The sequence below is a fragment of the Mesorhizobium sp. CNPSo 4671 genome, from assembly GCF_057784245.1.
The window spans coordinates 57132-70142 of sequence record NZ_JBWLUW010000004.1 but is presented as its reverse complement, the minus strand read 5'-3'; the positions used below and the strand labels follow the sequence as shown (position 1 = coordinate 70142).

General features: G+C 62.8%; 11 protein-coding genes. 1 reads left to right on the top strand and 10 read right to left on the bottom strand.

What is annotated here, in order from left to right; genetic code table 11:
* Positions 1–78: 78 nt before the first annotated feature.
* From AC04SF_RS12415 to puuE, 10 genes are all read right to left on the bottom strand, one after another.
* Positions 79–1665, bottom strand: coding sequence for an ABC transporter substrate-binding protein (locus AC04SF_RS12415; protein WP_488478037.1), 1587 nt, complete (start codon positions 1663–1665; stop codon positions 79–81).
* Between the two features lie 108 nt (positions 1666–1773).
* On the bottom strand, positions 1774–3429 hold the full coding sequence (locus AC04SF_RS12410; RefSeq protein WP_488478036.1) for an ABC transporter ATP-binding protein: 1656 nt from the start codon (positions 3427–3429) through the stop codon (positions 1774–1776).
* Positions 3429–4253 (bottom strand): ABC transporter permease, encoded by an 825-nt coding sequence (locus tag AC04SF_RS12405; RefSeq protein WP_096452845.1) that lies wholly within the window; start codon positions 4251–4253, stop codon positions 3429–3431. The genes AC04SF_RS12410 and AC04SF_RS12405 overlap by 1 nt, the downstream gene beginning before the upstream one ends.
* A 9-nt stretch (positions 4254–4262) precedes the next feature.
* Positions 4263–5222, bottom strand: coding sequence for an ABC transporter permease (locus AC04SF_RS12400; RefSeq protein ID WP_095200783.1), 960 nt, complete (start codon positions 5220–5222; stop codon positions 4263–4265).
* A 16-nt stretch (positions 5223–5238) separates the two neighbouring features.
* A complete protein-coding gene (locus AC04SF_RS12395) occupies positions 5239–6825 on the bottom strand; it encodes an ABC transporter substrate-binding protein (RefSeq protein ID WP_488478035.1) in 1587 nt (528 codons plus the stop codon).
* A gap of 153 nt (positions 6826–6978) precedes the next feature.
* Positions 6979–8964 (bottom strand): CocE/NonD family hydrolase, encoded by a 1986-nt coding sequence (locus AC04SF_RS12390; RefSeq protein ID WP_488478034.1) that lies wholly within the window; start codon positions 8962–8964, stop codon positions 6979–6981.
* A gap of 96 nt (positions 8965–9060) precedes the next feature.
* Positions 9061–9654 (bottom strand): nucleoside deaminase, encoded by a 594-nt coding sequence (locus tag AC04SF_RS12385; RefSeq protein WP_488478033.1) that lies wholly within the window; start codon positions 9652–9654, stop codon positions 9061–9063.
* 15 nt (positions 9655–9669) lie between these two features.
* Positions 9670–10161 carry an ureidoglycolate lyase gene (locus tag AC04SF_RS12380; protein WP_038651561.1) on the bottom strand — a complete coding sequence of 164 codons (492 nt, stop codon included), beginning with the start codon at positions 10159–10161 and terminating at the stop codon, positions 9670–9672.
* The gene (locus AC04SF_RS12375; protein ID WP_488478032.1) at positions 10158–11021 is read right to left on the bottom strand and encodes a bifunctional allantoicase/(S)-ureidoglycine aminohydrolase; all 864 of its coding nucleotides are present in this window, start codon (positions 11019–11021) and stop codon (positions 10158–10160) included. Before AC04SF_RS12375 ends, AC04SF_RS12380 begins: the two co-directional genes overlap by 4 nt.
* Before the next feature lie 10 nt (positions 11022–11031).
* The gene (puuE, locus tag AC04SF_RS12370) at positions 11032–12450 is read right to left on the bottom strand and encodes an allantoinase PuuE (protein WP_488478031.1); all 1419 of its coding nucleotides are present in this window, start codon (positions 12448–12450) and stop codon (positions 11032–11034) included.
* 185 nt (positions 12451–12635) lie between these two features.
* Between puuE and uraH the strand changes: the two genes are divergently transcribed.
* Positions 12636–13010 (top strand): hydroxyisourate hydrolase, encoded by a 375-nt coding sequence (gene uraH / locus AC04SF_RS12365; RefSeq protein ID WP_488478030.1) that lies wholly within the window; start codon positions 12636–12638, stop codon positions 13008–13010.
* Position 13011: the final 1 nt, after the last annotated feature.

The window sequence follows — 13011 nt, the reverse complement described above, 5'->3', positions numbered from 1 at the left end:
GGCAGTTGAAACGGAAACGCCGCATGCCGTTTCGGGCACACGGCGTTCTTACAGGTGAATCACACGGGCACGGTTCGGCTAAGCGTTGAGCCAGCACTCGCCGAGCGCATAGCCATCCATCATTTCGCCATTCGGGTTCTTGACGTAGCCGCTGATCTTGTTGGTGGCGGCCGCGTCAATGAACTGGTTGAAGAACGGTACGATCAGGCCGCCTTCGTCGCGCATCAGCACCGCCATGTCATGGTAGATCGCCTTGCGCTTGGCCTGGTCGAGTTCGGCGCGGGCGGTGAACAGCATCTTGTCGAATTCCGGCCGCTTGAAGCGGGTGTCGTTCCAGTCGGCGGTCGAGACATATCCGGTGGAATACATCTGGTCCTGCGTCGGCCGGCCGCCCCAATAGGAGAGCGAGAAGGGCTGCTTGTTCCAGACTTCCGACCAGTAGCCGTCGCCGGGTTCGCGCTTGATCTCGATCTTGATGCCGGCCTTGGCGGCGCTCTGCTGGTAAAGCTGCGCGGCATCGACGGCGCCCGGGAAAGCGACGTCGGAGGTGCGCAGCAGGATCGAACCGCTATGGCCCGACTTCTTGTAGGCCGCGGCCGCCTTTTCCGGATCGAACTTGCGCTGCTCGATGGCTGTAAACAGTGGATAGGCTTCGTTGATCGGGAAGTCGTTGCCGACCGAGCCGTAGCCGCGCAGGATCTTCTCCAGCAGTTCGTCGCGGTCCATGGCGAGCTTCAGCGCCATGCGCAGGTCATTGTTGTCGAACGGCGCCGTGTCGCAGAACATGTTGAACGGATAGTAGCCACGGCCCGAGACGTTCTCGATTGTGACACCGGGAATGCGCTTGACCAGGTCGACGACCTTCGGCTCGACGCGGTTGATCATGTGCACCTGGCCGCCTTGCAGCGCGGCCAGCCGCGCCGTCGCGTCATTGATGACGACGATCTCGACCTGGTCGGCGTGGCCTGCCTTGTCGCCGCGCCAGTAATTGGCGAAGCGCTCGCCGCCATGGCGCACGCCGGGTTGGTTGACGGTGACCTTGTAGGGGCCGGCGCTGATGCCGGCATTCGGATTGTCCTTGCCGCCATTCGGCTGGATGACGAGATGGTAGTCGGCCATCAGATAGGGGAAGTCGGCATCGGCGTCGCCCAGTGTGACGACCACTTCCTTGCCGCTCGGCTTGATGCCTTTGATGTTCTTCAGCACGCCCAGCGCGCCCGACTTCGACTTCTCGTCGGCGTGACGTTCGAGCGTGGCCGCGACGTCTTCGGCGGTCACGGTCTTGCCATTGTGGAATTCAATGCCGTCGCGCACCTTGATCGTCCAGGTCTTGGCGTCGGCAGAAGCGCCGATCTCCTCGGCGATGAGGTTCTCCACGCCGCCATCCGGCTTGAGGCGAACCAGGAATTCACCCCACTGCTTGCAGAAACTGAAAGTGACCTGGCTGAGGTTCAGCGCCGGGTCGAGGCTGTTGGTCGACTCACCGCCCTGCAGGCCGGCCTTGAGGATGCCGCCCTTGACCGGCGTCTGTGCGAAGGCTTTCCCGGCCAGCGTCGTTGCCAGTGCGGCCGACACACCCAGAGCCGCCGCGCGGCCAAGGAAATCGCGACGCGATATCCGGCCCTGGCCGGCGAGATCGGCGAGATGGTCGAGTTCAGTCTTCATGTCCTACCCCTTGTTGAAAACAACGTCACGAGCAGCGCCCGTCCGCAAGGACGTGTGGCGCTTTAGTGTTGCATACCGATGACGAAAGCCGCCTCTGACCAGCGGTCGCTAGTTCCCGGCGCTGGCCATGCGCCGTCCCTTGATCGCCTTTTCCAGCCAGCCGATCTCCATCTCCGGGACCGATGACAGGAGAAGGTCGGTGTAGTCATCGAAGGGCGGGGTCAGTACCTTGCTCTTCGGCCCATAGCGCACCACTTCGCCGCGATACATCACCGCGATCGAATCGGCGATCGACTTCACCGTGGCAAGGTCGTGGGTGATGAACAGATAGGCGACGTTCTCCTCCTTCTGCAACTCGAGCAGCAGCTCTAGGATGCCGTGAGCGACCAGCGGGTCGAGCGCCGACGTTACCTCGTCGCAGATGATCAGCTTGGGCTTGGCGGCGAGCGAACGGGCAATGCAGACGCGCTGCTTCTGGCCGCCGGAAAGCTCCGCCGGGTAGCGGTCTGAAAAGCCCTTGCCCATCTCGATCTTGTCGAGCAGCTCGGCGACGCGCCGGTCGCGTTCCTTGCCGCGTATGCCGAAATAGAATTCGAGCGGCCGGCCAATGATGGTGCCGACGGTCTGTCGCGGGTTCATCGCCACGTCGGCCATCTGATAGATCATCTGCAACTGGCGCAGATCTTCTTTCGGCCGGTCGGCCAGCCGGTTAGCCAGCGGGCGCCCGTCGAAAGTGACGGTGCCTTCCTCTGGCGGCAGCAAACCGGTGATGGCGCGCGCCAGCGTCGACTTTCCGGAGCCGGACTCACCCACCACGGCCAGCGTCTGGCCGGGATAGATGTCGACCGAAACGTTCTTCAGCACCTTGATGTGGCTGCGGCCGTAGGCAGCGGTGACGTTCTTGACCGACAGGAACGGTGTGGTGCCGGGTTTCTGTTCGGCATGTTCGATCTCATGCACCGAGACCAGCGCATTGGTGTATTCCTGGCGTGGTTCCTTGATGATCTGCCTTGTGCCGCCCCATTCGACCAGTCGGCCATGGCGCAGCACCATGATCTCGTCGGAGACCTGGGCGACGACAGCAAGATCGTGGGTGATGTAGAGCGCCGCCACATGGGTGTCGCGGATGGCATCCTTGATCGCCGCCAGAACGTCGATCTGCGTCGTTACGTCGAGCGCCGTGGTCGGCTCGTCGAAGACGATCAGGTCCGGTTCCGAGCATAGCGCCATCGCCGTCATCACGCGCTGCAACTGGCCGCCCGAGACCTGGTGCGGAAAGCGTTCGCCGATGGTTTCGGGGTTTGGCAGGCTGAGCTTCTTGAACAACGCAACGGCGCGCTTCTCGGCCTCGGCGCGCGTCGCCGTGCCGTGCAACAGAGTGGCTTCCACCACCTGATCCATCAGCTTGTGCGCCGGATTGAAGGCCGCCGCCGCCGATTGCGCGACATAGCAGACCTCGCGGCCGCGCAGCTTACGGAAACCTTCCTTGCCACTCTTGAGGATATCGCGGCCGTTGAGGATCACCTCACCACCGGTGATCCGCACGCCGCCACGCCCATAACCCATGGACGACAGGCCGATGGTCGACTTGCCGGCACCGGATTCGCCGATCAGGCCCAGCACCTTGCCCTTTTCCAGCGTCAGCGAAACATCGTGCACCAGCACGATGTTCTTCGGCGGCTCGCCGGGCGGATAGACGGTGGCCTCGATGCGCAAATTGCGGATGTCGAGGAGCAGGCCAGGCTTCGCTTTGCTGTCGGCCATCACCCGCGTCCCCCCTTCAGGCTTGTCGTACGGTTAAGCACCCAGTCGGCGACGAGGTTGACCGAGATCGCCAGCATGGCGATCGCCGCCGCCGGGATCAGTGCCGCCCCGATGCCGAAGACGATGCCGTCCTTGTTTTCCTTGACCATGCCACCCCAGTCGGCATCCGGTGGCTGCACGCCAAGACCGAGGAAGGACAGCGTCGACAGGAACAGCACCGCATAGATGAAGCGCAGGCCGAGTTCGGAAACCAGCGGCGACAGCGCATTGGGCAGGATTTCGCGGAAGATGATCCAGGCGCTGCCTTCGCCACGCAGCTTGGCGGCTTCGACATAGTCCATGACATTGATGTCGACGGCCACCGCTCGCGACAGGCGATAGACGCGTGTCGAATCGAGAATGCCCATCACCATAATCAGCGTCACCAGGTTGGTCGGAAGCACCGACAACACGACCAGGCCCATGATCAGCGTCGGGATCGACATCAGGAGGTCGACGAGGCGCGACAGGATCGTGTCGAACCAGCCGCCGAACACCGCCGCCGAGAAGCCCAGTATGGCGCCAAGCGAGAACGACAGCGCGGTGGCCAGCACCGCGATGAACAAAGTGATGCGAGCGCCGTAGATCATCCGCGACAACAGATCGCGGCCGAGATTGTCGGTGCCCAGCCAATGCGCCGCCGACATAGGCTCCCAGACATCGCCGACGATCTCAGCGTTGTCATGCGGTGAGATCCAGGGTGCGAAGATCGCAGCCAGCACGAACAGTGCCGTCAGGATTATGCCGATCAGCGCGGGGATGGGGATGCGTTTGATATCGAGCATGCCCGCCCCCTATTTCGGATGTCTGAGGCGCGGATTGGCGATGATCGCCGCTATGTCCGCGATGATGTTGAGGCTGATGTAGACGGCGGCGAAGATCAGGCCGACGGCCTGCACCACCGGCACGTCACGCTTGGTGACGTGATCGACAAGGTATTGTCCCATGCCGGGATAGACGAAGATCACCTCGACCACGACGACGCCGACGATCAGATAGGCGAGGTTGAGCATGACGACGTTGATGATCGGCGCGATGGCATTGGGAAAGGCATGCTTGCGGATGACGTTGAAGGCCGACAGGCCTTTCAGTTCAGCCGTCTCGACATAGGCCGACTGCATGACATTGAGGATCGCCGCGCGCGTCATGCGCATCATGTGGGCGAGCACCACCAGCGTCAGCGCCGTCGCCGGCAGCGCGATCGCCTGCATCCGCTCACCGAAGGGCATGCCCTCATAGACTGTCGAGATGCCCGGGAAGATTTGCCACTTCACGGCAAAGAAGTAGACGAGGACATAGCCGATGAAGAATTCGGGGAAGGAGGTCGAGGCGAGCGCCAGTCCGGAGATCAGCTTGTCGACCCAGCCATTGCGGTAACGCACCGCGATCAGGCCGAGGATGATCGCCAGCGGCACGGCCACGATCGCCGCCCAGAAGGCGAGGAACAACGTGTTCCACAGCCGGCCCTTGATCGAGGTGGCGATATCCTGGCCGCTCGACATGGCTGTGCCAAGGTTGCCGGTCAGCACGCCGCCGAGCCAGTGGAAATACCTGACGTAGGCAGGGTCGTTCAGCCCGAGCTGCTCGCGCAGATTGGCGAGCGACTCCGGCGTCGCCGATTGTCCCAGAATGGCTTGCGCGACGTCGCCGGGCAGGATTTGCGTGCCGGCGAAGATCAGGACCGAAATGGCCAACAAAAGGAGGATGCCCAGCGCGATGCGCTGGGCAATTAGCTTCAAGATGGGTGAAGACATCTCTGCAAAGCCGGACTCAGGCCTGCAGCCAGCACTTCGCCAGGGCGTAACCGTTCATCAGTTCCTGATGCGGATCGTCCACCCAGCCATCGACCTTGGCGCCGGTGGCGTCGATGAACTGATTGAACATCGGCAGGATCAGGCCGCCTTCGTCGCGCACCATGACGGCCATGTCGTGGTACATCTGCTTGCGCTTGGCCTCGTCGAGTTCGGCGCGCGCTGCCAGCACCATCTTGTCGAAGTCCGGGCGCTTGAAACGCGTGTCGTTCCAGTCGGCGGTCGACAGATAGGCGGTCGAGTACATCTGGTCCTGGGTCGAGCGTCCACCCCAATAGGAGGCGCAGAAGGGCTGCTTGTTCCAGACCTCGTTCCAGTAGCCGTCGCCGGGTTCGCGCTTAAGTTCGATCTTGATGCCGGCCTTGGCCGCGCTCTGCTGGAAGAGCTGCGAGGCATCGACCGCGCCGGGGAAGGCGACGTCGGAGGTCCTGAGCAGCACGGTGCCGTCATGGCCGGATTTCTTGTAGTGGAACTTGGCCTTGTCGGGATCGTACTTGCGCTGCTCGATCTCGGTGAACAGCGGATAGGACGAGTTGATCGGGAAGTCGTTGCCGAGCGAGCCATAGCCGCGCAGCACCTTGGTCAGCATCTCCTCGCGATCGATCGCGAGCTTCAGCGCCATTCTGAGGTCGTTGTTGTCGAAGGGTGCTGTGTCGCAATGCATGATGAAGACATAGTGGCCCGGACCCGCATGGTTGCGGATGGTCACGCCCGGCACGCGCTTGATCAGGTCGACGATCTTCGGCTCGACGCGGTTGATCATGTTGACTTGGCCGCCCTGCAGGGCCGCCGTGCGCGCCGTCGCATCGTTGATGACGATGACTTCGATCTGGTCGGCATGGCCCATCTTGTCGCCCTGCCAGTAATTGGCGAAGCGCTCGCCGCCATGGCGCACGCCCGGCTCGTTGGTCTTGACCACATACGGGCCGGCCGAGATGCCGGCATCGGGCTTGTCCTTGCCGCCATTCGGCTGGACGATCAGGTGATAGTCGCTGAGCAGGTAGGGAAGGTCGGCATTGGCCTCCTTCAGCGTCAGCACCACTTCCTTGCCGCTGGCCTTGATGGTCGCGATGCCCTTCATGTAGCCGAGCGCGCCGGATTTCGACTTCTCGTCCGAATGACGCTCGAGCGTGGCGGCCACGTCCTCGGCGGTCACGGTTTTGCCGTTGTGGAATTCGACCCCGTCGCGAATTTTCAGAGTCCAGGTCTTCGCATCGTCGGAGGAGCCGATCTCCTCGGCGATACGGTTCTCGAGCTTGCCGTCCGGCGAAAGCTCGACGATCATTTCGCCCCAGCACTTGCCGAAGGCGAACGGCACCTGCGTCATCATCAGCGCCGGGTCGAGGCTGTTGGTGGATTCACCGCCGACCAGGCCGGCCTTCAGCGTGCCGCCCTTGACCGGTCCTGCCGCCCGCGCCGCGCTTGAAAGCAGCGAGTTGGCGAAGGGCGCGGCGATGCCGAGCGCTGCCGCCCGGCCGAGAAAATCACGACGGCTCAGCTTGCCTGCTGCAACCCGCCGGCTAAGGAATTCCAGTTCGTTTGACATTTGAGTTCCTCACTCTGTTGGTTCGACTCTGCGGTCGATTTTCTTGCTTCTTGTGAGGGGAATAATGACCGTAAGGGAAAGCGGTAAGCAAGACCGAATGCGACATGCCGTGGCGTAAATCGTACGTCGCATTTGGACCAACGGTGTCAGCGCTCACACAAGCGCGCGCGGAATCTTTTCCTCGAAATTGCGTTCGAAGACGATTTTTTCGCCCTCATAAGCCTCGATTCTGGCGCTGACGATGAAGTTTTGTTCGTCCGATCGCATCTCGGCCCATGTCTCGGTGCGCACCGACCATCCATTTCGCGACAGCGTCTGCGTCCAGTGTGTCTTTCCCGCGGCTGACAATGGATTGTCAGGATGGATCGTCCAGGTCTCGCGGGCAATGCTGCCATTGACCAGGCCGTGGTCGAGATCGCGCACCGCGCCGAAATCATCCGCTATGGAAAGCGTGACGATTCCCGTCTTTTCGTCATGATCGACATGGCGTTCGGAATTGGCGGGCCGAACAGTCTCGGTGGCCCACGGCGCAGCCCCTTCCGGCTCGGCGAACGTCGCTTCGTTGCCTTTTGCCAGCGGCCGTAGCGGCAAGGCCAACGTCGCAGCCGACAAGGTCAGCTGGACCGGCTCCGGCGAGGGCCAGATCATAGGCCAATAGGCGTTCGACACGGCAATGCGCAGGCGATGGCCGGCCGGCACGCGGTAGGCGCATTGATCGAGCACGACACGCGCCGACACGGTCTCGCCCGGCACCAGGGCCTGGGGGAATTCGTGCGAGTCGCGATGCGTCAGGTTGAGCACGCCATAGGAGATCAGTTCCGAAGCGCCGTCAGGATGCACGTCGCAGAGGCGAACAGCGATATTGGCCTGCGGGCGGTCGGACGAGAACATGACCTGGACTTCCGGCGCACCGACGATGTCGATGGCGTCGGAGAGTTCCGGCTGGTCGAAACACACCGACAGCGCATCGTCGGGACGCTGGTCGCCCGGCAATTCCGGGCCGAAGGTGAACGGGAAATACTCGCCGCCGGCGAGGCCACAATTCTGCGGCGAGGCGACGATGGCCGGTTTGCTCCCCTTGGGCAGCAGATCGATGGTCCGGGTCTTGATGGTGGGCGACGGCCATTCTTGCTCCGCCGCCCAGCGGCCCGGGCGCTCCGGGTGCCAGCGGGCCGGGCGCACGCTGTCCATCACATAGGCGCGGTAGTCCGGATCGGCCTCGACGCCGGTCTCGGCACCCTTCAGCCAGCGGTCCCACCAGCGCAGCGCTTCCTGCAGGAAGCCGATGGCCGGCTGAGGCCCGGCATAATGCGGGTATTTGTGGATCCAGGGGCCGACAATGCCCTTTACCGGCGCCTCGATGTTGCTGACGAGGTGCGAGATCGTATTGCGGTAGCCGTCATGCCAGCCGCCGATCGACAGAACGGCGGCCTTGACGGCGGAAAAATCCTCGCAGATCGAGCCACGCTTCCAATAGGCGTCGCGATGCTGGTGGCTGAGCCAGAGCGGCAAAAGGAAGGACTGGTTTTCCAGCCGGGTCAGCCACAGATCACGCCATCTGTTGTCGCCGGCGATCAGCGGATCCGGCGGCCGTGACGAATAGGACAGCATCGTCGAGGCCCAGCCGAAATTCTCGATCAGCAGGCAGCCGCCCTTGTAGTGGATGTCGTCGGCGTAGCGGTCGACGGTCGAGCACAGGCTGATCACCGCCTTCAGCGCCGGCGGCTGCTTGGCGGCGACCTGCAGGCAGTTGAAGCCGCCCCAGGAAATGCCCATCATGCCGACATTGCCGTTGCACCAGGGTTGGCTGGCCGCCCAGGCGATGACGTCGCAGGCATCCTGCAATTCCTGCTCGGAATATTCGTCGTCCATCAGCCCTTCGGAATCGCCATTGCCGCGCATGTCGACGCGGATCGAGGCATAACCGTGCCCGGCGAAATAGGGATGCGTCAGCTGATCGCGAAAGATGGTGCCGTCGCGCTTGCGGTAGGGCAGGTGCTCGAGAATGGCAGGCACCGGATCGTCGCCGGCATCCTGTGGCATCCAAACCCGCGCCGACAGCCGGCAGCCATCCGGCATGACGATGCCCATATCGGGGAATTCGACGACTTTGCGGGGAAATTCGGTGATGGTTTTCATGGGTGCGCATAACGCCCCGCGGCGCGGCAAGTTTCAATCGCCATTCGCGACTGGCGTAGCGAATTATGCGACCTGTGCCGCTACCTGCTTACACGCTCAATTCAGCGGAATGTCGTTTTCGCTCTTGTTTGCCTGGTAGGCGCCGGACAGCTCGTCGTAACGTGCCGAGATCTTGCCGATGCGCGTTTCCAGCCGCTGGCGTTCGGCCTCGGGCAGCGCCCGCACCAGCCTGCGGATAGAAAAGCTCTTCCAATAGGCGTTCTCGGCATTGTAGCCGCCGGGGTCGAGGGTGAAGACCTCTTTCAGGATCTTCAGGTCGTGTGGGATCGCAAAACTGTCGCGCGAATCCTCGTGGCTGAAGAGGTAGTAGAAATTGTCGAAGCCGGTCCAGGTGATCGCCGACAGGCAGAGCGAGCAGGGCTCATGCGTGGCGATGAACAGCGCATCCTTGGTGTCGACGCGCTCGGCTTTCGGCATCTCGTAAAACCGTTTCAGGCAATGCACCTCGCCATGCCAAAGCGGGTTCTCGATCTCGTTGTTGGTCTCGGCCAGCACCAGCGAGCGGTCGTCCTTGCGCAGGATCGCCGCGCCGAACAGCTTGTTGCCATGGGCAACGCCGTCAGCCGTCTTCGGCACGATGTCGTGCTCGATGACGTCGAGCAGGCGGTCGATCAGGGAAATGTCGGTCATGGGAATCGAAAGCTTTCAGGGGAGATGGATCTCGTAGGCGTGCGAGAAATGAAACTCTTCGAGGTTGGAGCCGTCGCCGCCACGATCAACGATCAGGAAATCCTGGGGTTCGCCGAGCGGCGTCAGCACGCCGTGCCAGAGATTGCGCGAATAGTTGATGCCTTGTCCGGGCGCGGTGATGAAGGCGTGCGGCTCGCCCGGCCCCTCCTTGCCGTCATGGCAGACGACGACCAGGAACGGGCGCGGCGACAGCGGAATGAAGGCCTGGCTGCCGAACGGATGCCGCTCGACCATGGTCAGTTTCAGCGGCAGTTCATAAGGCGTGCCGCGCACCATCGAGATCAGCACGCGCGCGTTCGGTCCGGTGGCCTCAGCGGTGGCCAGATCATGGTAGCGCTCGGCCTTGCCGCCATTGATCGGGTAGTGGTTGTCGCCGCCCATGTCGATGACATCGCCGAAGGGGGCAAAGGCCTCCCTGGTCAGCTTCTGCGCTGTGATGCGGGTCACCGCGCGCGACCGCCGATATCAGCCCCGCCCAGCTTGGCGTGCCGGTTGACGTCCTTGTAGAGCAGATAGCGGAATTTGCCTGGCCCGCCGGCATAGCAGGCCTGCGGGCAGAAGGCGCGCAGCCACATATAGTCGCCGGCCTCGACCTCGACCCAGTCCTGGTTGAGGCGATAGACCGCCTTGCCTTCCAGCACATAGAGCCCGTGTTCCATGACATGCGTCTCGGCGAAGGGAATGACGGCGCCGGGCTCGAGCGTGACGATGGTCATGTGCATGTCGTGGCGCAAATCGGCCGGATCGACGAAGCGTGTCGTCGCCCAGCGGCCCTCGGTGCCCGGCATCGGCGTCGGCGCTATATCCTGTTCATTGGTGAAGAAGGCTTCCGGCACGTCGAGACCGTCAACCACTTCGTAAGCCTTGCGAATCCAGTGGAAACGAACAACCGCCTTGGCCTCGTTGCGAACGGTCCAGCCGCTCGCCGGCGGCAGGAAGGCAAAGCCGCCCGGCCTTAAGCTATGCTTCTTGCCGCCGAGCAGAACGGTCAGTTCGCCCTCGACCACGAACAGGGCGCCTTCGGCGCCGGCATCGGGTTCCGGCCGATCGCTTCCGCCGCCAGGCTCGACCTCGACAATGTATTGCGAAAACGTCTCGGCAAAACCGGACAGCGGCCTCGACAGGATCCAGACGCGGGTCTTGTCCCAGAACGGCAAGGCGCTGGTGACGATGTCCTGCATCACGCCTTTGGGGATGACGGCATAGGCCTCGGTGAAGACGGCCCGTCCAGTCAGAAGCTCGCTCTGGCCGGGATGGCCGCCATGCGGTGCGTAGTAGGTGCGCTCTGGCATCCTGATCGTATCCATGGGTTCAAACCTATTGCGGTAGCATGTCTATGAGGCGGAGCAGCGCGATGCGCTCGACCTGTTTGCAGGCGGTCTCGAATTCGACGCCACGACTGTTGCCGATGCGCGCCTCGAATTCGGCGAGGATTTCCTCCTTGGTCTTGCCCTTCACCGCGATGATGAAGGGGAAGCCGAAAGTGGTGACGTAGGCGGCATTGAGCTTGGAGAACAGTTCGCGCTCCTTGTCGGTCAGCGCGTCGAGGCCGGCCGAGGCTTGTTCCCGCGTAGACTCCGCCGTCAGCCGCTTGGCCTTGGCCAGCTTGCCGGCAAGGTCGGGATGAGCGTTGAGCACGCCGAGCCGCTCGGTCTCGCTGGCGGAACGGAAGATGCGGCAGAGCGCATTGTGCAGGCCGCCGGCCGTGTCGTGGGCCGGGCCGAGCTCCAGCTCGTAGGCCCGCTCGGCAATCCACGGCGAATGTTCGAACACGCCGCCGAAAGTGTGGACGAATGTCTCGAATTCCATCTTCGATGGCCTCAGCGCCGCCGGCTTGTAGGGATGGTTCTCCTGCCAGTGCCTGGCGATGTCGATGCGCCGCGCCAGCCAGACCTTGTCATGCGACTTCACATAATCGACGAAGCGCTTCAGCGCCGCCACCCGGCCCGGCCGCCCGACGAGCCGGCAATGCAGGCCGATATTCATCATGCGCGGCCGGCCGGCCTGGCCCTCGGCATAGAGTGTGTCGAAACTGTCCTTGAGATAAGCGAAGAACTGGTCGCCCGAATTGAACCCCTGCGGCGTGGCGAAGCGCATGTCGTTGGCGTCGAGCGTATAGGGGATGATGAGCTGCGTGCCGCCGCTGTGCTCGAACCAGTAGGGCAGTTCATCGTCATAGGTGTCGGAGACGTAGTCGAAGCCGCCCTCTTCAGCCACCAGCCGCACCGTGTTGACCGAGGTGCGGCCCGTATACCAGCCGGTCGGGCGCTGGCCGGTCACCTCGTAATGCAGCTTGATCGCCGCTTCGAGGTCGCGGCGCTCATCCTCGGCGCTGTGGTCGCGGTAGTCGATCCACCGCAGCCCGTGCGAGGCGATCTCCCAGCCGGCGTCCTGCATGGCCGCGACCTGGTCGGGTGAGCGGGCGAGTGCGGTGGCGACGCCGTAGCAGGTCACCGGGACCTGCGATTCACTGAACAGGCGCAGCAGCCGCCAGAAGCCGGCCCGCGCGCCATATTCGTAGATCGATTCCATGTTCCAGTGACGCTGGCCCACCCAGGGCGCGGCGCCGACGATCTCCGACAGGAAGGCTTCCGAAGCCTTGTCGCCGTGCAGCACGCAATTCTCGCCGCCCTCTTCGTAGTTGACGACGAACTGCACGGCGACATGCGCGCCGCCCGGCCATTTCGGATCCGGCGGATTGGCTCCGTAGCCGCGCATGTCTCTTTCGTAACGCATTACCCCTCCCTGCCGGACGCTGCCGCAAGTTATGATCAGGATATCCAAAGGGTGCTTCTCGCATTCCCCCGAAAATTTTTGAAAGTGTTTTTGTCGCACTCCGCTCGACCGGGACTTATGCATCGCCTTTAATTGGCGCACAATTCATCACTGTTGTTCTGATGTACCTGGATGGGAGGCGGCCAATGGCAGAAACGTCGAAAGCCGATGGCGGGCGTCTGACGACCCATGTCCTCGACACCGCGACCGGCAAGCCGGCGGCTGGATTGTCGATCGCGCTCTATCGTCTCGATGGTTCGGCCAGGACACTTTTGAAGACGGTCGCAACCAATGCCGACGGCCGTTGCGACGCGCCGCTCTTGGCGGGCGCTGAGTTTCGCGCCGGCGAATACGAACTGGTGTTCGCGGCCGGCGACTATCTGCGTGGCCAAGGCACAAAACTGCCCGAGCCGGCTTTCCTTGACATCGTGCCGATCCGCTTCGGCATGGCGGAAGCGGTGCACTATCATGTGCCATTGCTGATCTCGCCCTACGGCTATTCGACCTACAGGGGGAGCTGAG

Bases quoted from the DNA above. Each gene is read 5' to 3' on its own strand.
- AC04SF_RS12395 (WP_488478035.1), bottom strand. From the start codon at position 6,825: ATGTCAAACGAACTGGAATTCCTTAGCCGGCGGGTTGCAGCAGGCAAG.
- uraH (WP_488478030.1), top strand. From the start codon at position 12,636: ATGGCAGAAACGTCGAAAGCCGATGGCGGGCGTCTGACGACCCATGTC.
- AC04SF_RS12400 (WP_095200783.1), bottom strand. From the start codon at position 5,222: ATGTCTTCACCCATCTTGAAGCTAATTGCCCAGCGCATCGCGCTGGGC.
- AC04SF_RS12385 (WP_488478033.1), bottom strand. From the start codon at position 9,654: ATGACCGACATTTCCCTGATCGACCGCCTGCTCGACGTCATCGAGCAC.
- AC04SF_RS12390 (WP_488478034.1), bottom strand. From the start codon at position 8,964: ATGAAAACCATCACCGAATTTCCCCGCAAAGTCGTCGAATTCCCCGAT.
- AC04SF_RS12375 (WP_488478032.1), bottom strand. From the start codon at position 11,021: ATGGATACGATCAGGATGCCAGAGCGCACCTACTACGCACCGCATGGC.
- AC04SF_RS12415 (WP_488478037.1), bottom strand. From the start codon at position 1,665: ATGAAGACTGAACTCGACCATCTCGCCGATCTCGCCGGCCAGGGCCGG.
- puuE (WP_488478031.1), bottom strand. From the start codon at position 12,450: ATGCGTTACGAAAGAGACATGCGCGGCTACGGAGCCAATCCGCCGGAT.
- AC04SF_RS12405 (WP_096452845.1), bottom strand. From the start codon at position 4,253: ATGCTCGATATCAAACGCATCCCCATCCCCGCGCTGATCGGCATAATC.
- AC04SF_RS12410 (WP_488478036.1), bottom strand. From the start codon at position 3,429: ATGGCCGACAGCAAAGCGAAGCCTGGCCTGCTCCTCGACATCCGCAAT.